Origin of the sequence: Shinella oryzae, assembly GCF_023038235.1 — a bacterium.
Lineage (GTDB): Bacteria > Pseudomonadota > Alphaproteobacteria > Rhizobiales > Rhizobiaceae > Shinella > Shinella sumterensis.
Genome location: NZ_CP081988.1, coordinates 1,231,697 through 1,251,290, shown reverse-complemented (window position 1 = coordinate 1,251,290; position 19,594 = coordinate 1,231,697). Strand labels below are relative to the sequence as shown.

Here is a 19,594-nt window from a genome sequence, read left to right as displayed (position 1 = left end):
GCTCGCCACCATTGTCCGCCGCGCTTGGCGGTCCATTTCCCGGGCAGGTCCAAAGCTCATATGGAGGTTTCATGTTCGATAGTCCGCAAGCTGCCGGCGAGGCGCTGCTCACGTGGTTCGACAAGCCGCGGATCGAGATTATCGTGGAGGCCCTGGTGCCGGCCATCGTGCTGCATCCCTCGGCCGGCCGGATCGTCATCGGCGGAAGCCAGCTTGGCGGCACGCCGCATGCAGCGCCCGATTTCAAATGGCCGCGGCCGCTAAAGCCCGAAGATCCAGAGGAAATCGCAAAGCGCGGCAATGAAGATGCGGCACAGGAGATGCGGGACCATATGGCGAAGGATCTGCCCTATGCCTTCATGGCGCAGATCGATCTCGCCGAGGCCGCAAAGCTCGGTACGGTCGCGGCCCCTTTGCCTGCCGACGGCCGATTGTTGTTCTTCTACGACATTGCCGTTGGCCCGTGGGATACCGGCATGCGCGCGGCGAAGGTCATCTGGGATCGGACGCCGATCGATCGGCTCGCGGTGCTGCCCGTCCCGGACGATCTTGCTGCTGCCCAGGCGAAGGCGCTGGAGGAGGCGCTAGCGCTGCAGGCGGAATTCGGAACGCCGGGCAAAACATCGTCCGGGGAGCAGGGCACGAACTATGGCGCGCCGGCAAGGGCTGTGTCGCTGGAGGCGACCTACCGGCTACCCAATCCCGCCGCGCTCGAATTCGACAGGCTTGGCGATCTTGCCCGCGCCGCCCGCGGGGAGCCGGCCGGCGAGGAGAGCGAGGATATGCTCGCCGCCTATGAGGAGGCGCTTCAGGCCAACCACGACCAGTATCCTGAGGACGGCTGGCGTCGCCAGCAATTGCTCGGCAGCCCCATGCCCGAGCAGGACGATCCGCGCCTGGACGCCGTGGTGGTGAGCGAATTCGGCAAGCAGCATCTGTCGCGCGAGGAGTGGGGCAAGCACCGCGCGGCCATATTCGAGAAGGCGCGGGACTGGACCCTTCTCCTGCAGATCGATCTCGCCGACTGGATGCAGGCACCGTTCGTAGAGGGAACGGTCTTCTTCGTGATCCGGCGTGACGACCTGGACAACCGCCGCTTCGACAAGGTTATCGCCGTCTATCAGCAGACATAGCGTACGGCGCGCGCTCGCGCCGTCAGTTCTCGAAAAGCACGAACGCTGCCCACACGAGCGGGTCCTTCGCCGTCGGGATCTTTCCCGCGATGGCATCGTGGCGGGTGTTGCGCAGCGCCTCCGCATAGGTCTGCCCATCTTTCAGGTATCCATAGTAGCGAACCATGAAATCGGCGGTTCCATCGTCGGCAACGGGCCACAGCGTCAGGAGGGCGCGCTTGGCGCCGGCAAGGCTTGCCGCGGTGGGCAGTCCGCGCACACCGCCCACGAAGGCCTCGTCACCGAGCGCCGTCTCGCAGGCCGACAGCACGAGCAGATCGAGACCGGACAGGTCCCATGCCATTAGCTCGAATGCATAGAGCCGCCCGTCCTTCTCATCACGGCGCATGGTGCGGGTGTCGCCCGAATGCGCAAGGATGACTTCGCTCTGCCAGAGCGTGTCGACGTTGCTGGTGCCCCCGTTCTTCGGGCTGCCATAAGCACCATGCGTCGCCAGGTGCGCGATCTTTGCCCCGGTCATCCGCTCGCGCAACGCCGTTTCGCTTGCCGCAGCCCCTGTGAGCGTTTCGACCTTCATGCCCGGGCCGTCGAGGATGCCGCGGATGGCCTCCACTTCGCGCAGCGTGCCGGGCAGAGGTGTCGCGCCCGCCTCGTCGCCCTTTTCATAGTCGATGCCGCCAGCCAGGACGGCGCGTCCGTCCTTCGGCATGCGGGCGTCCGCGACGGCTCGGTAAAGCGCCTCCGGTTCCGTAAGCAGCCGCAGGGTGAAGCGCTCCTCCAGCAACGTGCCGTCGGCCGCTTCCAGCAGGGAGAACGGCAGGGCGAACAGGCGCCCGTCCGGCACGATGAAGAGCGTCTTCGCACCTGCCAGTTCCTTCTCGACCGGCCCGATCAGCCGCTCGTGCAGCCGCGCGAAGGCGCGCTGGTGCGCTTCGACGAGCAAGCCCCTGTTTTCGTCGCCGCCACTGCGGCTTTCAAGTGCGGCGACGGCGTCGCTGTCGTTCCCCAGCACCGCGCGGGGATCCCCGAGCGCGCGCATGACGGGCGCTTTGCCGCTGCGCCAGACGATGGCATAGAGTTGCGTGTCCTCGATCGGGTCGGCGGCGTCGTGATCGGCGCGCCACTTGCGCGTTGTGAAATACTGGACGAAAGCCTGATCCTTGCCGACCAGCTCTGCCGGCGTCGGCAGCGACTGGTTCAGGATCGCCTGGCGGTCGACGTGGTAGCGTTTGACGAGGCGCTGGTGGAGTTCGCGCTCCATCGCCTTGGTGTCCGTCAAATAGGCATAGGCGAGGTCCTGCTCGACATCGGCGGCGAAGATTTCGCGGGCAATGCGCGAAAGGCGCGAGATGCGGTCGAGCAGGCGGGCGGTTTCGGTATCCCAGGTGTCGATCATGCGCGTGAGCTTCAGCACATTGTCGGCATCGGGCGTCGCCAGCGACGGCCAGCGCCGGGCGGCATCCGCAAAGGCCGGTACGGCAGACGGGTTGCGTTCGGCAAAACGGGCATAGTGGTAGAGCATATCGTCCGCCATGGCGCGCACCGTCTCGCCGACGTCGCGTCCGCCGGCAACCGAGACCTGCAGATGCACCCACCGCAGCATGTCCTGGTCGATGCCCGCGAATTCCTGTGCCGCCGTTTCAGGGTCCGTCTCGGCCTTGGCGTTAGCGATGGCGATGCGTCCCGCAAAGGCCAGCGGATGGCCTGTGCTCATTTCGCCGGCGGCAATGCTGTAGGCCTGCTGCAGATGCTTGATCTGGCGCGCGTGGTCGCCCTTCCTGGCAAAATGATCCGCCAGCAGATAGGCGGCCTTGATGCTCAGGATGCCGGGATAGTTGGAATCGGTGACGAGTGCCTCCATGCGGCTGACAGCCGCGTCATCCATCGGCGCCGCGCCGGACAGGAGGTCCGTATAGGCGATCCAGGCCTCCATGCCGGCGATATTGCCGGCATCGCCGAGCGCGTTGGAAATATCCAGGCACAGCGAAAAATAGTGGCGTGCCGTGGCATAATCACCGAGATCGAGATAGTTCTGCGCGGTGTTGTTTGCGCTCACCAGGGTGTTGAAATGGTTCTGGCCGTAATGGCGGGTGCGGTTCTCCAGAACCTTTAGATCGTATTCGAGTGCGCGGGAGGGTGAGCCCAGCCCGCGCAACATATCCGCGAGATTGTTGGCAATACGCCATGTGATGGTGTTGTCGCTGCCGAGCGATTTTTCGGCGATCTCATAATTGCGCTTTTCGAGGTCGATCGCGGTACCGTACTGGCCGACGCCGGACAATGCGCTTGCGAGCTTGTCGTTCGCGTGGATCAGCTCTTCGGATTCGGTGCCGTAGAAGCGGGCATAGAGATTGGTCGCCATCGAATAGAGCGGCACGAAATGCTGCTGGCTGTCCGGCACGGCGGTGCGGAATTCCGCATAGGCGAGATAGAAATCCGCCAGCTCCTTCACCTCGGCCTGGATGGCGGCGGTGCCTTCTGCCTCGCGGAAGAGCGCGGCGGCATCCTCATTGAGGCCGCTCGCATGGAAGCTGCGCGCGGCCTGCGCATAATGCTTAAGCGTTACGGCGTGGAGTTTGGTTTTCGCCGAGGCCGCAAGGGCCGCGCGAAGATGCTTGCGGCCATCATCGAGGCGACCACTTTCGAGCAGGCTGTAGGCCGCGCGCACCCGCGCGTCTATATCCTGCTCGCTGTTTTCGCCATGCGCCTTGCGGATGCGCTTTTCGTAGAACGCGACCAACTCGTCCTGCCCGGCACGGTCCGAAAGGCGGCCCTTGGCGTCCATCAGCAGCTCGATCAGGAGGTTGGCGCGCGTCTCCTCGACGGGATCGAGCGTCGCAAGCAGTTCGCGCATGCGCGGATAGTACTCGCCATCCACCCGGGCGGCGTCCCCCATGCGCATGGCGTAGTCCGCCGCCGATACCATGTAGCTTGCCGAAAGCCATGCTTCGCCTTCGGCCTTGAAGCGCGCGCTCGCCTCTTCGGCAATGCGGCGTGCGCCTTCATGATCGCCTTGGGCGGAAAGCGCCTTCATCTCCGGGGCAATCTGGTCGGACCGCTTGATCGCTTCCTGCGTGGGCGCCTGTGCGAAGCCCTGCGCGCACGAAAGCATGATGATCAGGGCGGTGGCGGCGATGCGGAGGGATTTGGAAAAGAGCAGCATGAACCCACGATCTGGCATTGATATCGAACGGCTTGCGGCATGGCTTGCGGGCGCCTGCCATATCCAAGACGGTCAACATACAGGCTTTATTTCAAATTCAAGCCCGAACATGCTTGCCTTTCGCTATCGTCAGCCCGCGCGCATGATCTTTTCTGCCCTGCGGTTGACCCGCCGACGGATGTGACGATATCCATCCGTTCGCCTTCACCAGCAAACGAGGATATAGGTATTGGCTTTGGCCCAGCTCCGCCCTTCGCGAAAAAACGATCCCGACGCAACCCGCGAGAACATCCTGGAGGTTGCAACGCGGGAATTCGTCGATGCCGGATTCTCCGGCGCGCGGGTGGATGCCATCGCGGAGAAGACGCGCACCTCCAAGCGCATGCTCTATTACTATTTCGGCAGCAAGGAAGGGCTCTATCTCGCTGTGCTCGAACGGGCCTATATCAAGATCCGCTCGCGCGAGAATGGGCTGAACCTGAACCATCTCGCGCCCGATCTGGCCATGCGCAGCCTCATTACCAATACCTTCGACCATGACGATGCCAATCCGGATTTCGTTCAGCTCGTCAGCATCGAGAACATCCATCGCGCCGAACATCTCAAGCGTTCCGATGTGCTGCGCGTGGCCAATTCGGGGGTTATCGGCCTGATTGCGGATATCCTGAAGCGCGGCGAGGAGGCGGGTACCTTCACCCGCAAAATCGACCCGGTCGACCTGCACCAGATGATCAGCGCCCAGTGTTTCTTCCGCGTTTCGAACCGCCATACCTTCGGCGCCATCTTCGGCCGCGACCTTATGGATGACAAGATCAAGGCGCGTCATCGGGAGATGGTCGCGGACATGATCCTCGCTTATCTGCAATCCTGACGAAGCGCAATTTTCCGCAAGTCGACGCAGGCGTGCAGGCCGGGAAGCGCGCCATTCCTCCATGTCGATTTTTCTCTGTCTCGGCATCGGGAAAGCCCGATCTGCCGATTGACTTCACTAACCAGTTCGTACATTTCATGGAGCCGTGAGGTTGGGGCATGGTGGCATGCCCGGGAAATGGCATAGGGGTGGAGCGTGGTTTCACAAACGCAAACGGTGGTCCGGACGGTTCATGCCGGCCTGATCGGAAGCGGCATCCAGCGGTCGCGTACTCCTGCCATGCATGTCGAGGAAGGGCGCTGCAACGGCATCGAATGCCGATACGATCTCATTGATCTCGATGTGCTGGGCGTGGGCGCGGATGCGCTGCCCGGGCTCATTCGCCGGGCGCAGGACGATGGTTTCGCCGGGCTGAACATCACCCATCCCTGCAAGCAGGCCGCAACGCACGAGGTCGATGAACTCTCGGAGCATGCCGAGGCGCTCGGCGCGATCAACACGATCGTTTTTCGCGACGGTCGCCGCATCGGTCACAATACCGACTGGTGGGGCTTTGCGTCCGGATTTCGACGGGGGTTGCCCGGGGCTCACGTCGGAAACGTCATGCTGATCGGTGCGGGCGGCGCCGGTGTCGCCGTGGCCCATGCGCTCGCCACACTTGGCGCGCAGACGATCCGGGTTTTCGATATCGATCCGCAGCGCACCGCACGGCTGGTCGCGCAGCTTGCGCCGCATCACGCCGCCTGCCGGTTCGAAGCGGGCGAAGACATGGCGCAGGCCTTGCGGCAGGCCGATGGCCTTGCCCATGCGACACCGACCGGCATGGTGGGCCATCCCGGCCTGCCGATCGACCCCGATCTTCTCGAGCAACGGCACTGGGTCGCCGAGGTGGTGTATTTCCCGCTTGAGACCGCGCTGCTTCAGGCCGCCGGGCAGCGTGGATGCCGCGTCGCCAACGGTGGCGGCATGGCGGTCTACCAGGCCGTTGGCGCTTTCGAGCTGTTTACGGGCATTGCCCCCGACGTCGAGCGGATGATCCGGCATTTCGGGTCGCTTGGCGAGGGCGGGGGAATCTGAATTCACGGGTTGGGAAACCCGTGGAGACATGACTTTCCGTCCGTCGCGACGGGAAGGTGGATGAGGAAAGGCCGCGAGGCGGTCGCTACGGCTTATGCCGAGGGAGGGTACTATGAAATTGCGTGTATCGATGACGCTGGCGGCTTCCATGCTCGCCGGCCTGATGGCGACGGCCGCCTATGCCGAAAGCAAGGGCACCGTCGTGGTGTTCGTGCCGTCCAGCACGAATCCCTATATCGGCCAGTTCCAGCTCGGCGCTAAGGAAAAGGCTGCGGAACTCGGCTACGACATCAAGGTGATCGAGAACAACTTCAACCAGTCCGAACAGGACAGCCAGGTGCAGCAGCAGCTCGCCTCTGGCGAGACGGTCGCAGGCTATATCTGGTGGCCCTTCGAAAATGCCGCCGGCGTCGGTTCGCTGCGCGCGCTCTCCCAGTCCGGCGCGCCGGTCATCGTCTCCAACCAATACCCCATCAAGGGTACGGAAGCGTACTGGACGGCCTATGCCGGCGCCAACGACTTCCTGAGCGGCAAGACCGCGGCCGAGATCCTGCTGGACGCCTGTGCGAAGGCCGGCGCGAAATGCGACAAGGGTGCCATCATCCGCTTCCCGGCCGGCGTCTCGGCTGGCGATGACCGCGCGACCGGTTTCGAGGACGCTGTGAAAGGCAAGCTCGACGTGATCGACGTCGTGCCGACGGCCGGCTTCCTGGAGGATGAGGGCTACAAGGTTGCCGCGCAGATCATCCCGGCCCACAAGGGCGAACTGACCTGGCTCTACACCCAGAACGACTCGCTTGCCGGAGCCGCCGCGCAGGCCGCACGCGAGAACGGCCTGACACCGGGCAAGGACATTTTCATCGTCGGCGGCACCTGCCATGGCGATTCCAAACATGTGAAGAGCGGCGAGATCGCCGGCACGGCAATCCAGTCCGGTTACTGGGAAGGCTGGATGGCCATGCAGGCGCTCGGCAAGTTCGTCGTGCAGGGCAAGGTCGTGGATGGCGAAAGCTACCTGGAAGGCACGCCGGATGCGCCGCCCTCCGACGCCGATCCGCTTTACAAGTACAACTTCCTGCCCAACCCTGCCGTCGCCAACAGCCAGGCTGCCTATGATGCGGCAAAGCTCTGGGGCAAGACGGCAGACCAGCTCTGCAATTTCTGATGCAGACAGCGCCGCGTCTCGTGACGCGGCGCTTTCCGGGAGGAGAACGCAATGCTCAGGATGAGCGGGATTGTGAAGAGCTACGGCCCGACGCGTGTGCTCGAGGACGTGGACCTTGCCGTCGAGGCGGGCGAGGTCATGGCGCTGATGGGCGAGAACGGCGCGGGCAAGAGCACGCTCGTGAAGATACTCGCCGGCATCGAGCCTGCCGACGGCGGCACGATTTCCATCGATGGCGCGACGGTCTCGATCCGCTCGCCGGGCCATGCCCAGGCGGCCGGCATCGGCTATGTGGCGCAGGAGCTTTCCATCGTCGAGAGCCTTAGCGTTGCCGAGAACGTGTTCCTGGGTGACGAGACGCTCGGCTTCTTTCGCTCCGCCGCCTCGCTGGCGCGCCGCGCAAGGCCCTATCTGGAACGGGTCGGCCTCGACCATATCGATCCGCTGTCGCTGGCTGAGGAGCATTCGGTGGCCGAGCGCCAGCTCGTCGAAATCGCGCGCCTCCTGTCGCGCAAGGCGCGCATCGCCATTCTGGACGAGCCGACGGCAGCCCTCTCTGAGACGGAAATCGTGCGCGTCAAGGCGGCCGTCCGCACCCTGGCCGCCGAGGGTTGTGCCATCATCTATGTCACTCACCGCATGCCTGAGGTCTTCGACCTCACCCAGAAGGTCACGGTGCTGCGCAACGGAAAGAGCTTTCCCGCCGTCGAAACCGCCGGGCTGTCCATCGGCGACCTCATCGAAGCCATGCTCGGCCGCCAGCTCGGCCAGATGTTTCCACCACGCGCCGCTCATGCCGGAGAGGAAATCCTCCGCCTCGATGCATGCCGGGCAAGCGGCCTCAAGGCGCCCGTTTCGCTGTCGCTGCGCAAGGGTGAAATCCTCGCGCTTGCAGGACAGGTCGGGAGCGGTGCCGGTGCCGTTCTCAGAATGTTGGCCGGTGTTACGCCCATTCAGTCCGGTTCGGTGACGCTTGAGGGCGGCGCCTATGCGCCCTCCGGCATTGCGGGCAGTATTGCGCGCAAGGTGCTTTATTGCTCCGACGACCGAAAGCGTGATGGCATTTTCGCCGTCCGCTCCGTTCCGGAAAACCTCTCCGCACCCGCGCTTTCGGCCGTCAGCCGCTTCGGCCTCCTGTCGCCGGCGCTGGAAGGCGAGCACGTGACGCGGATCGCGCGCCAGTTCGGCCTTGGCGAGCGCTTTCTTGGCCGTCTCGCGGGCAATCTCAGTGGCGGCAACCAGCAGAAGGTCGCGCTCGGCAAATGGATCGGGCTCGACCCGAAGATCCTGCTCGTCGAGGAGCCGACGCGCGGCGTGGATGTGGGCGCGCGATCGGAGATCTACAGCCATCTGCGCAAGCTCGCCGATGAGGGCCTGTCGATCATCTTCGCCTCGTCCGACACGCAGGAGGTTCTTGGTCTCGCCGACCGGATCGCCTCGTTCTTCCACGGCGAACTGGTGCGCATCTGCGATGCGGACGACGTCACCGCCGAAAGCCTCACGCGCGACGTGACGCGCGCCAGCGAAGCTGCCTGACGGGCACAAGCATGAGAACCGCCATGACAAGCCAGGACGTGTCGCACCGCGCGAAAGTCACCCTTCCTAAGACGGCCTACGGGCTCATCGCCATCCTCGTTCTGCTCGTTGTCGCCAGCGTGACGACGCCGGGTTTCGCGCGGGTGGACAATATTTTCGTGGTCATCCGCGCGGCCTCCCTTACGGGCATCGTCGCGATCGGAATGAGCTACATCACGATATCAGGCAATCTGTTCGCCCTGTCGGCGAGTGCGCTCGGTGCGCTGCTTGCGGTGCTCTTCGCGCTTCTGACGGCCGCCCTGGGCTTCGCGGCCGGCCTTTTCCTGACACTGGGCATTGCCGTGCTTTGCGGGCTCGCGCAGAGCGTGGCGATTTCGCTGATCGGCAACCCGATCATCACGACGCTTGCCTTCGGAACCGTCTTTCGCGGACTGGCGGCGCTTTTCAGCGGCAACTCCATCCTGCGCATCGAAAGCGAAGCGGCGCTCTGGCTCGGCACCGCCCGGCCGCTCGGCATCCCCACGCAGAGCTGGGCCTTCATCATCGCCGCGATTTTGAGCTGGTTCATCATCCGCCACTTCAAGATCGGTCGTGAAATCGTTCTCTGCGGGGCAAACCCCAAGGCGGCCGTGGCAAGCGGTCTGCGCGTCGGCCTCGTCACCGCCATCGCCTGTGCCGCACTGTCGATCGGCGTGGCGGTCATGGCGATCATGACGGTATCCCAGTTCTCGCAGGCCAAGGCGGATCTCTTCATGGGATACGACTTCGACTATATCGCCGCCGTGCTGGTGGGTGGCATCGCGCTTCGCGGCGGCAAGGGAACGCCGCTCCAGGCCGCGCTCGGCGCCGTGCTGATCGCGCTCCTGCAGAACTTCATGTTGCTGCATGGCTTGAGTGCCGGCGTTCGCATGACGATCGTCGGCCTGCTGGTGATCGCCTCCATCAGCCTTTTCCACATTCTTCAGGGACGGGGACGCTGAGATGACGTCGGAAACGAAAAGCAACTTCGCCCGCCTGGGGCTCATGATCGCGGTCTATCTCATCCTCGCGGCGCGCATTCCGAGCTATTACTCGCAACCTGGTATCGCCGCCCTTCTCGACAGCGCAGTCCTCGCCGGCATCATCGCCATCGGCGTGGGATTGACGATGATCGCAGGCGAGATGGATCTTTCCGTCGGTTCGATGGCGGCCTTTGCCGGCATCCTGTCGATCCAGCTTTTTCCCTACGGCATGGTGCCGGCGCTTGTGATCGTGGTCCTGTTCTGCGGCCTGCTCGGTGCGCTTCAGGGGTATTGCATCTACAAGCTCAACATCAGCTCGATGGTCTTCACGATCGGCACGCTGATCGCTTTGCGCGGCCTCACCCTCGTCGCCTCGAACGAAAAGACCGTTCTCATCCCATTCGAAAACATTGCCGAGACGGATTTCCTGTCGGCGAAGTTCTTCGTCTTTTCCATCTCCTCGGCGACACTTCTGGTCCTGGTGCTGCTGGTCGACTTTTTCAGCCGGCGCACGCTCTGGGGGCGCGAGATTTTCGCAATCGGCGGCGGCAGGGGCGAGGCCCGCGCGGCCGGCGTCTCGATCCGTCGCCCCATTATCGTGGCCTTTTCGATTTCCGCGGCGCTGGCGGGCCTCGCCGGCGCGCTGCTTTCCTTCCGCACCGGCAGCGCCAGCCCGCTTGGTTTCGAAGCTGTCCTGCTTGAAGCGGTCACCGCCTGCCTTATCGGCGGTATCGCGCTTGCGGGCGGGCGCGGCAGCATCCTGGGCGTGCTGATCGGCCTTTTCACGATCCGCTTTCTCGTGAGCGGCATCGCCGCGCTCGGCGCACCCTTCTGGATGCAGAGCCTCGCGACGGGCGCGTTGCTCATCTTCGTCATCATCGCCGAAGCTGCTATCGGTTACATCACGCGGCGCCGGCGCATGGCGCGCGCCTTGACGACGGCATGAGGCTGCGCCGATGACGGACAAGATCAATCCTGCCCTCGGAACCGAATGGTTTCCCTCGCGCTGGGGCCCCGAAGACGAACGCGGTGCCGGCAACCTGCTGGGACCCCACAAGGTGCTGCAGGCGCGCGACCTGATCCGCACCGGCGAGACCATCTCCCTCGGCTTTCCCTACCGCGTCGGCATGCCGCTTTCACCCGGCCGCACGTTCGGGCTCAAAATGCCGGGCGGCCCGACCGGGGGGCCGGAAGGTGCGATCAGCCGCACCGTGTGGAACGATGATTTCATCTGCACGGAAATCGGCCAGATCGGCACCCACATGGATGCCCTCGGCCATCTCGGCCATCAGGTGACCTATCCGTGCGGCCACTGCGATACGCTGGTCTATAACGGCAACAAGCTCTCGGAGATCTGGTCGCCTTACGGCCTGAAGAAGCTCGGCATCGAGAAGGCGCCGATTTTCTTCACCCGCGCAGTGCTCCTCGATGTGCAGGGGCTTTTCGGACGACCGCTTGAAAACGGCTTCGTGATCACGCCGGACCATCTGCGCCAATGCCTCGTCCGGCAGGATATGAATCCGGATGACTGGCTGTCGCCGGGCGATGTGGTCCTGATCCGCACCGGCCATGGCTCGCGCTTCTTCTCCGAGGCCGAAACATGGTACGATGGCGAACCCGGTCTCGGGCTCGAGGCCGCGGAATACCTGTCGGCGCTCCAGCCGGTCATCGTCGGCGCGGACAATTTTGCAATCGACGTGGTGCCGCCCGTTGACCCTGATATCGTGCTGCCGTGCCACCAGCATCTCATCATGCGGCACGGGATCTACCTGCACGAGGGCATGAACCTCGACCCGATCGCCGAGACCGGGCGCTATGAGTTCGTCTACGGGTTCGCGCCGCTGGCCATCGAAGGCGCAACCGGCTCTCCGGGAACGCCCTTCGCGATCCTGTAGCGCGTCCGCCTAACCCGCACGTCTTTCAAGGCTGACGCCGTCCGCCCCGAAAAGGGAAGCGCGGCCGGCGTCGATGGCGATGCCGACGGTCTCGCCGATGCGCACGGGCGTGTCCGCCGGTGCGTTGATATTGACCAGTCCGAGCCGGTCGTTGCGCACGAAGACGCTGGTGCTTGCGCCGAGATACTCGGCGACCTCGATCGTACCGCGGCAATGACCGGCTTCGGGTGAAACGAGCCGCAGATGTTCCGGGCGTGCGCCAAGGCGGGTCGGTGCGCCGGAAAAGGCAAGGTCGATCCGGCCTTCGCCGGCAAGGTCGAGCGTGCCGTCGCCAGCGGGCATGCAGTCGAGCACGTTCATCTTGGGACTGCCGATGAACTGCGCGACGAACAGATTGGCCGGCCGCTCGTAAAGTTCGTGCGGGCTGCCGTGCTGCATGATGCGCCCGTCCTTCAGCACGACAATGCGGTCGGCGAGCGTCATTGCTTCCACCTGGTCGTGGGTGACATATATCATCGTCGCGCCCAACGTCCGGTGTAGCCTTGCGATCTCCAGCCGCATATCGACGCGCAGAGCGGCGTCGAGGTTGGAGAGCGGTTCGTCGAAGAGAAAGGCGGTCGGCTGGCGCACGATGGCACGACCGATCGCCACGCGCTGGCGCTGGCCGCCGGAAAGCTGCCTGGGATAGCGGTCGAGCAGGGGCGTGAGCTTCAGTGCTTCGGCCGCCTCGTCCACCTTGGCCCGGATGGCGGCGGAGGGCAGCTTGGCGAGCTTGAGGCCGAAGCCCATGTTTTGGCGCACCGTCATGTGCGGATAGAGCGCGTAGGACTGGAACACCATGGCCAGTTCGCGCTCCACCGGTGGCGCCTTCGTCACGTCGCGGCCGTCGATCACGATCCTGCCGGAGGTCGTTTCCTCGATCCCCGCGATCATGCGCAGCAGCGTGGACTTGCCGCAGCCCGACGGGCCGACGATGACGACGAATTCCCCGTCGGCGATGGCAAGGTCGAGATCACGGATGATCTCCACGCCGCTATAACGTTTTCCGGCCTTTTCCAGCAGAATCGTACCCATTTGAACCTCCGGGGAAACCTGTTTCAGCCCTTGACCGCGCCCGCCGTCATCGAACCGCTGATCTGGCGATACATGAGAAGGCCGAGCAGCATGGGCGGCAGGGCGCCCACGATCATCACGGCCGAGGCGACGCCCCACTGCACGCCGCCGCCGCTGGCGGCGAAGAAGAACGAGGCGCCGACGGTGATGGGCACGGCCTTGGACGTCGTCAGCATCAGGCCAAAGAGAAACTCGTTCCAGGCGGTGATGAAGCCGAAGATCAGGCCTGTGACGATGGCCGGACGGCAGAGCGGGGCGATAACCCGCAAGAGGATCTGCGTGCGCGTCGCCCCGTCCATCAAGGCAGCCTCATCGAGTTCGCCCGGCAGATCCCTGATCGCGTTCACGAGGATCACGAGGGCGAGCGGCAGGTTCACGATGGTGAGGATGAGGCCGAGGCCGAGCCGCGTATCGAGCAGCGAGAGCCATTGGAACATCATGTAGAGCGGAATGGCGAAGATCACGAGCGGCACGGCGCGCAAGTTGACGATGAGCGGCAGCAACGTGCGTTCACCAACCTTGCCACGCGCGATGGCATAGGCTGCGGGAAGTGCGAGCGCCACGGCCAGCAGGGTGCCGAGAGCGGCGACGGCAAGGCTGTTGACGAGATACAGGAAGATGTTCAGCCGATCCGAGACGGTGAAGACCGCTGCATAATTCTCGAGCGTCGGCGCCTGGACCCAGAGACCCGGATTGGCGGTGAGCTCGCGTGGGCTCTTGAAGGAGGTGACGAGGGTTACGATGATCGGGAAGTTCATCGCGACGGCGGCGATGGCAAAGACGATCCAGCGCAGGATATTGATCATCGGGCGGCTCCCTTGCGGCGGGCGGCGATGGCGTTGAGGCCGTAAAGCACGACAAAGGAGGCGACGAACAGGACGACGGAGGCGGCGACCGCCTTGCCGATGGCGCCCTGCTTGAAGAAGGCCTCGTAGATGTAGATCGACAGCGAGGCGGTGGACCCGCCGGGGCCGCTCCCGGTCAGCACATAGACATTGTCGAAGACACGGAAGCCGTCGATGAAGCGGATGAGCAGGGCCACCACGATGGTCGGCATCATCAGCGGCAGCTCGATGTACCAGAGACGGTGACGGTAGCGCGCACCATCCATCGCGGAAGCTTCGACGATCTCGCGGGGGATCGCCTGATAAGCCATGCAGAACAGCAGGAATGCGAAGGGTGTCCACTGCAGCGTCTCGACGGTCACCAGCGTCCAGAAGGCCGAGCCGGGGCCCAGGAAGGAGAGGCTCGCCCCGAACCACGCCCAAAGGTAATAGGGCACCGGTCCGGCGAATTCGTGCAGCACCAGCCGGTACATGAGGCCGACAAGCGCGGGCGCCACCATCAGCGGCAGCATGAGGATCGCCATCAGCCAGCTGCGTCGTTCGATGAGCGGCGCGAGGAAGATGGCAAGGAACAGGCCGAGTGCACATTCCAGTATCGCGGTGAGCAGGCCGAAGCGGAAGGAAAACCAGCTCGCCCGCCAGAAGGCGCCATCACGCCACACGTCGGCGAAGTTGCCGAAGCCGGTGATCTCAGGGCTGCGCAACGTCTCAAAGCTGACGGACGAAACCGAATAGACCAGGTTGACGATGGCCGGAAACCCCAGGAAGACGAGCAGGAACACGACCAGCGGCATCGTCAGCAGGCGGAATTCGGATACGGGGCTGCGATGCGTCTTCGTTGTCATCGATCGATCCTGGCTCGGTCTTTCCGGAACGCGGCGAGGGAGCCGGCGGCCACCAGGGGCGGTCGCCGGCAATGGCTTCACTTGAGCAGTTCGGCCATGCCTTTTTCGGTGTTCTTCAGGGCGTCATCCAGCGACTGCTGACCCGACCAGTAGCCGGTGAACTCCTTGGCCTGAAGCTCATAGACCGAGAGCGCCTTGGCCGAGGTGCCGCCATTCATGACATAGCCGTACTTGCCGGCGAACTCGCCGAGCTTGACGAGGTCCGGCCGTTCGGCAGCGACATCCTTGACGACATCGGGCGTCAGCGCTGGTGCGCCGCTGTTCCTGGCATAGACGAGCGCTGCTTCCTTCGAGGACAGCCAAGTGATGAAGGCCTTCGCGCCTTCCTTGTTGGCGGCGTTCTTGTTGAGGCCGAAACCGAGGCCATGGATATGGGTGAAGCGGCCTTCGGGGCCGGCTGGCGGAGCGATCGCCTCCGTCACCTCGCCGACAACAGGCGATTTCTCCTTCGACATCAGCTCAGAGGCGGCCGCATTCCACTGCACCATGGCCGCAACCTGGCCGGAGGCATAGGCCGCGTTCGCTTCGGCGAATTCGTAGGAAAGCGAGTCACGCGGCGTCGCGCCGGCATCGTAGAGCATCTTGTAGGTTTCGAGCCCCTTGCGGTAGGCCTCCGAATCCACCGTGATCTTGCCCGCGTCGTCCATCCAGTTGCCGCCATAGGTGCGCGGCAAGGACTGGAACACCATCATGTTGAAGAGCAGGTTCTTGAGCTGAAGCACGGTGCCGTAGCGGGTCGGGCTGTCGGGGTTCACGGCCTGCGTGAAATAGAGCGCGGTCGCCGCATAATCATCCCACGTCCATTCGTCGGGGTTTTTGGGCTCAAGCTTCTTGCCGAGGTGCTTTTCTGCGATCTCCGCGTATTTCGCCTTGGCGGCGTCGTCCTTCAGCAGCGCGTCGATCAGATCCTTGCGGTAGTACATGAAATGCAGCGAAAGGTCGGTCGGCACGCCGAACTGCTTGCCCTCGTACTGCATAGTGGTGAGAACCTGGTCGCCGTAGACGTCCTTGGCCTCACCGGACAATTCGACCGGTTCCATGAACGGCGCGTAGCGGCCGATGGAGTAGGTGGCGAGCAGGTTCACGTCGAAAGCGGTGGAGCCGGCGGCAAGGTCGGCCTGCAGCTTGTCCCAGAAGCCGTCGCGGTTGAAGAACAAGAGCTCGACCTTGTTGTCGTCGCTCACGTCGGGCTTGGCATTGTAGGTATCGGCGGCCGCGCGTAGTGCGGCTTCTTCCGGGCCGCCCGGCCAGCCGAGCACGGTCACTTTCGCAAAGGCGGGGCCGGCCAGCAGGGTGGCGATCGCAGCGGCGATCAGGCCGCGCTTCTTCAGTCTGGCAAAGGTCATGTTCTGGTTCTCCCTCAGGTTAATTCTGACGTCTTGCGAGATCCGCGATGCCCACGACGCCTGCCTTTTCGGCGAGTGCGGCGGGGTGAAGCTGCGGGGTGAGCCGTGGCGGCAGGCCTCCCAGGGCCCGACGGACGGATTCGAGATAGCCGGGTGCAAGGCCGATGCCGCCGCCGATGACGATGCGGGCGGGGTCGAGCGCGAGCTGGATATTGCCGCATAGAAGCGCGGTCTGGCGCGCGGAGGTCTCGATGATGGCTTGCGCCCAGCCATGACCGGTTGCAGCAGCCTCGAAGACATCGCGCGCCGTCGCGCCCGGCTGGTGCGGCACGGCTTCGGCGGCGATCCAGTGGCCGGAAACCTTGTCCTCCAGCGCGCGGCCTTCCTCGCCGAGGCTGCGGAACTGGCCGAAATGACCTGCAAGCCCGCCGAGTAGGCGGCCGTTGACGACGATGCCGCCGCCGACCCCGGTGGAGATGGTGAGAAAGACGAGGTCGTGACCCTGTCCCGCACCGAAGGCATATTCACCCCAGGCGGCGGCCTGTGCATCATTGGCGGCCAGCACGCTTCGGGCACCGGAAAGCCGTGCAACGGTCTCTATGAGCGGAAAGCGGTCGGGAATGTCGAGGGTCCGTCGGTTGAGCGGTGACCAGCACCCCTCGTCGATGATGCCGGTGACGGCCACGCCCACGGTATCGTAATGCTCCTGCCAGCTGCCGATTGCTTCAAAGAGCGCCGAAAGCCAGGCCTCCGGGTCGCCGTTGCGCGGGGTGGCCATGGTGTGGGTTTCGCTCACGACATTTCCGCGCACCAGTGCCGCGAGCATCTTGGTGCCGCCGATGTCAAGCGAAAGGATCGTGTCGGAGCGGGCCACCGGGGTCAGACCTCCTGTCCGGCGAGCGTGTCATCGAGCGCCGAGCGGAACCAGGCGGTGACAAATTCCGGCCGGGTGATGGCCGAGCCGACGACGACCATGGAGGCGCCGGCGAGCAAGGCCTGCTGGGCCTGCGCGGGCGTGCGGATGTTGCCTTCCGCAACGACATGCGGCGTCAGGCGGCGCATGGCGGCAACGAGGGCGAGATCGGGTTCGGTCGGTTCGACCGGGCCGGTATAGCCGGCAAGCGTGGACCCAACGATGTCGGCGCCCTCCGAGAGCGCCTGCTCGGCATCCGCCAGGATCGAGCAGTCCGCCATGGCGACCCGGCCGTGAGCCTGAATGCGTTCAATGAGCGTACGGGTCGGGACCGGGCGCTGGCGCTGTGTCGCGTCGTAGGCGATGATGTCGGCGCCGGCATTGGCCAAAGCGTCGACGTCCTCGATCCATGGGGTAATGCGGACGGGGCTGTCGCTGAGGTCACGCTTCACAAGGCCGATGATCGGACGGTTCGTGGCGGCGCGTACGGCGGCTACATATGCTGCCGATTCGATGCGCAAGGCCGCAGCGCCCCCATCGAGAGCGGCCAGTGCGAAGCCGACGACCATCTCGGCCCTGTCCATGGCGCCACCCTTCACGGGCTGGCAGGATACGATCAGACCCTTGTCGAGGGATTTGAAATCAATCGGCACGAAACTGTCTCCTGTCATCGCTGGAATGGTAGCAAAGCAAGACCAGATGGCAACAGGAATTATACTGGTATTATCGCATCAATTCGATCACGAAATCGTAGACGTCGCCACGATACTTGGTCTGCGTGAATTCCACGATCTGGCCGTCCGCCAGGAAGCAGCGGCGCTCCATGATGAGGAGGGATGCGTCGTCAGGCGCGGCGAGCAGTCGCCGCTCTTCGTCGCTGCCGGGCTTTGCCTGCATGCGTTGCAGTGCGCGCACGGGCAGGGCGCCGGCGGCCTCCAGATATTCGTAGAGTGAGTCGCCGATGGCCTGCGGCTCGGGCACGAAGCGCGCGGGCAGGGTCGCCATCTCGATGGCGATCGGCTGTCCGTCGGCTGTCCGCAGGCGGCGCAGCCGCACCACCTTCTCGCTTCCGGAAATGCCCAACGCCATCATTTCAGCGGGAGAAGGTCTTGAAATTTCGCGTGAAATCCATGTGCATCCCGGTTCGAGACCGCGTGAGCGCATATCCTCGGAGAAACTGGTCATTGTCGCGAGCGATTTTTCCAGCCGGGAGGACACGACGGTTTTCGCACCATGGCGCCGGTCGAGCACGCCGTCCGATACGAGCCCTTCGATGGCCTTCCGAACGGTGACGCGCGACAGGCCCAGTTCCTGGCTCAGCACGCGCTCGCTCGGAATGACGCCACCGCGCTTGATCTGTGCGGATGCAATCGCCTGCTTGAGGGCGGCTTCCAGCTGTCGATAGAGCGGTTCACGGCTGGCAGCCGCAAGCTCGTGTGCGAGGAAGTCCAGGATCGGTCGGTCGGTCATGAAAAGCGCGCCTTCAAGGCGATTCCTTACCAGAATATTTTTCTGATGTTAAACTGGTATTGATTTTGTGCAACGGATTTCGCGTGTTGCGGGCCTAGCTGGGCCGGCATTTGGCAAAGTGACCCGCCCGACGAGGATCACTTGCGTCTGATGGCCGTGATCTACGTCTCATCCTTCGACGGCCATTCACGGCCGCGCGATTTTCTGAGCGCGTCGGTGATCTCGCTTCTTGCCACGCCGATCAATTGTTCCATGGCGTGGCGTGCCGCGTCTGGTCGACGCATGCGGATGGCTTCCAGGACGTCCTGGTGCTTGAGGATTGCCTGCTCGTGCGATTGGCTCGCGCGGTTGGTGAGACGAAAGCTCGCGAGCAGGGCGGCGCGGATGGCGGTGGCGAACTGGCGGTAGACCCAGTTGCCGCTGGCATTGATGATGGCGGTGTGAAAATCGAGGTCGGCGCGGCTCCATTCCTCGTTGTCGCGCGAATTGGCCTCCACCATGTCCTCGAAGGCCTTGGCTATCTGCGACAGTTCGCGGGCGCTCGCATTGGCCGCTGCCTGTGCCGCTGCTGCGGGCTCGAGCAGCTGGCGCGCGTCGATCAGGGACGTGTAGAACGTTTCGTCCGCACCAATGCTCAACATGGCGTCGAGAAGGAGCGGATCAAGATAGTTCCAGTTCTCCCGCGGCAGCACGGTCGTTCCAGCGCGGGTGCGGGACCGCACCATGCCGAGGGCCGACATATATTGCATGGCCTCGCGCAGGCTGGTGCGGCTGACGCCGAACTGCTCCGTGAGCTCGGCCTCATTCGGCAAGGTCGAGCCTTCCGCCATCTCTCCAGAAACGATCTTCTCGACGATCTGCCGCAAAAGCGCTTCGCGGACACTGCGCTTGCCCCGCTCGGCAATCGGATCTCCGTTCTGCGTCAGGTTCCGTGCCACGGGTGTTGCCGCCACACTGCTTCTCCTATGCCCCCGCCTGCAGCTTCGGCGCCTTTTGAGAAAGGTCACGCAGGACATCCGGCTGCACTAAGTATTATTTATTCCGCCGCTTCTAACGTGTTTTCCGCGCTGTATCCAGTGAAGAAGCGTGTACAGGGCGCTTATAAAAAAATAAATCGTATTTATATTGACATTAATATGATGAAGTTTAGGGTGCGCTGGC

At 63.9% G+C, this 19,594-nt stretch carries 18 protein-coding genes; 9 read left to right on the top strand and 9 right to left on the bottom strand.

Annotation, left to right across the window (positions count from 1 at the left end):
• The first annotated feature begins 71 nt into the window (after nucleotides 1-71).
• On the top strand, nucleotides 72-1,133 hold the full coding sequence (locus K6301_RS22035) for a DUF1963 domain-containing protein (protein WP_247220989.1): 1,062 nt from the start codon (nucleotides 72-74) through the stop codon (nucleotides 1,131-1,133).
• A 22-nt stretch (nucleotides 1,134-1,155) separates the two neighbouring features.
• On the opposite strand, the gene K6301_RS22030 is transcribed toward K6301_RS22035, so the two are convergent.
• On the bottom strand, nucleotides 1,156-4,296 hold the full coding sequence (locus K6301_RS22030) for a CHAT domain-containing tetratricopeptide repeat protein (RefSeq protein ID WP_247220988.1): 3,141 nt from the start codon (nucleotides 4,294-4,296) through the stop codon (nucleotides 1,156-1,158).
• Between K6301_RS22030 and K6301_RS22025 the strand changes: the two genes are divergently transcribed.
• The 8 genes from K6301_RS22025 to K6301_RS21990 all read left to right on the top strand — a co-directional run bounded on the left by K6301_RS22025 (nucleotide 4,295) and on the right by K6301_RS21990 (nucleotide 11,841).
• Nucleotides 4,295-4,480: a hypothetical protein gene (locus tag K6301_RS22025; protein WP_247220987.1), complete on the top strand. Its 186-nt coding sequence runs from the start codon at nucleotides 4,295-4,297 to the stop codon at nucleotides 4,478-4,480. The genes K6301_RS22030 and K6301_RS22025 overlap by 2 nt on opposite strands.
• Nucleotides 4,481-4,525: 45 nt before the next feature.
• Nucleotides 4,526-5,167: a TetR/AcrR family transcriptional regulator gene (locus K6301_RS22020; RefSeq protein ID WP_425475413.1), complete on the top strand. Its 642-nt coding sequence runs from the start codon at nucleotides 4,526-4,528 to the stop codon at nucleotides 5,165-5,167.
• 195 nt (nucleotides 5,168-5,362) lie between these two features.
• Nucleotides 5,363-6,244, top strand: coding sequence for a shikimate dehydrogenase (locus K6301_RS22015; RefSeq protein ID WP_247220986.1), 882 nt, complete (start codon nucleotides 5,363-5,365; stop codon nucleotides 6,242-6,244).
• Nucleotides 6,245-6,356: 112 nt separating this feature from the next.
• Nucleotides 6,357-7,409: a sugar ABC transporter substrate-binding protein gene (locus K6301_RS22010; protein ID WP_247220985.1), complete on the top strand. Its 1,053-nt coding sequence runs from the start codon at nucleotides 6,357-6,359 to the stop codon at nucleotides 7,407-7,409.
• A gap of 51 nt (nucleotides 7,410-7,460) precedes the next feature.
• Nucleotides 7,461-8,945 (top strand): sugar ABC transporter ATP-binding protein, encoded by a 1,485-nt coding sequence (locus K6301_RS22005; protein WP_247220984.1) that lies wholly within the window; start codon nucleotides 7,461-7,463, stop codon nucleotides 8,943-8,945.
• 23 nt (nucleotides 8,946-8,968) lie between these two features.
• Nucleotides 8,969-9,925, top strand: a complete 957-nt coding sequence (locus K6301_RS22000) for an ABC transporter permease (protein WP_167719200.1) — start codon at nucleotides 8,969-8,971, stop codon at nucleotides 9,923-9,925.
• 1 nt (nucleotide 9,926) lies between these two features.
• Nucleotides 9,927-10,892, top strand: a complete 966-nt coding sequence (locus tag K6301_RS21995; RefSeq protein WP_247220983.1) for an ABC transporter permease — start codon at nucleotides 9,927-9,929, stop codon at nucleotides 10,890-10,892.
• Nucleotides 10,893-10,902: 10 nt separating this feature from the next.
• Nucleotides 10,903-11,841: a cyclase family protein gene (locus K6301_RS21990; protein WP_160871044.1), complete on the top strand. Its 939-nt coding sequence runs from the start codon at nucleotides 10,903-10,905 to the stop codon at nucleotides 11,839-11,841.
• A 9-nt stretch (nucleotides 11,842-11,850) separates the two neighbouring features.
• Here K6301_RS21990 and K6301_RS21985 read toward each other — a convergent pair whose 3' ends face one another.
• From K6301_RS21985 to K6301_RS21950, 8 genes are all read right to left on the bottom strand, one after another.
• Nucleotides 11,851-12,915 (bottom strand): ABC transporter ATP-binding protein, encoded by a 1,065-nt coding sequence (locus K6301_RS21985; protein ID WP_247220982.1) that lies wholly within the window; start codon nucleotides 12,913-12,915, stop codon nucleotides 11,851-11,853.
• 23 nt (nucleotides 12,916-12,938) lie between these two features.
• Nucleotides 12,939-13,760: a carbohydrate ABC transporter permease gene (locus tag K6301_RS21980; protein ID WP_247220981.1), complete on the bottom strand. Its 822-nt coding sequence runs from the start codon at nucleotides 13,758-13,760 to the stop codon at nucleotides 12,939-12,941.
• Nucleotides 13,757-14,644 (bottom strand): carbohydrate ABC transporter permease, encoded by an 888-nt coding sequence (locus tag K6301_RS21975; RefSeq protein WP_247220980.1) that lies wholly within the window; start codon nucleotides 14,642-14,644, stop codon nucleotides 13,757-13,759. Before K6301_RS21975 ends, K6301_RS21980 begins: the two co-directional genes overlap by 4 nt.
• Before the next feature lie 77 nt (nucleotides 14,645-14,721).
• Nucleotides 14,722-16,050, bottom strand: coding sequence for an extracellular solute-binding protein (locus K6301_RS21970; protein ID WP_247220979.1), 1,329 nt, complete (start codon nucleotides 16,048-16,050; stop codon nucleotides 14,722-14,724).
• A gap of 19 nt (nucleotides 16,051-16,069) precedes the next feature.
• Nucleotides 16,070-16,924 (bottom strand): ROK family protein, encoded by an 855-nt coding sequence (locus K6301_RS21965; RefSeq protein ID WP_247220978.1) that lies wholly within the window; start codon nucleotides 16,922-16,924, stop codon nucleotides 16,070-16,072.
• Between the two features lie 5 nt (nucleotides 16,925-16,929).
• Nucleotides 16,930-17,616 (bottom strand): N-acetylmannosamine-6-phosphate 2-epimerase, encoded by a 687-nt coding sequence (locus K6301_RS21960; RefSeq protein ID WP_247220977.1) that lies wholly within the window; start codon nucleotides 17,614-17,616, stop codon nucleotides 16,930-16,932.
• A 70-nt stretch (nucleotides 17,617-17,686) separates the two neighbouring features.
• Nucleotides 17,687-18,433, bottom strand: coding sequence for a GntR family transcriptional regulator (locus K6301_RS21955; protein WP_247220976.1), 747 nt, complete (start codon nucleotides 18,431-18,433; stop codon nucleotides 17,687-17,689).
• Between the two features lie 161 nt (nucleotides 18,434-18,594).
• Nucleotides 18,595-19,386 carry a FadR/GntR family transcriptional regulator gene (locus K6301_RS21950; RefSeq protein ID WP_247220975.1) on the bottom strand — a complete coding sequence of 264 codons (792 nt, stop codon included), beginning with the start codon at nucleotides 19,384-19,386 and terminating at the stop codon, nucleotides 18,595-18,597.
• Nucleotides 19,387-19,594 lie beyond the last annotated feature (208 nt).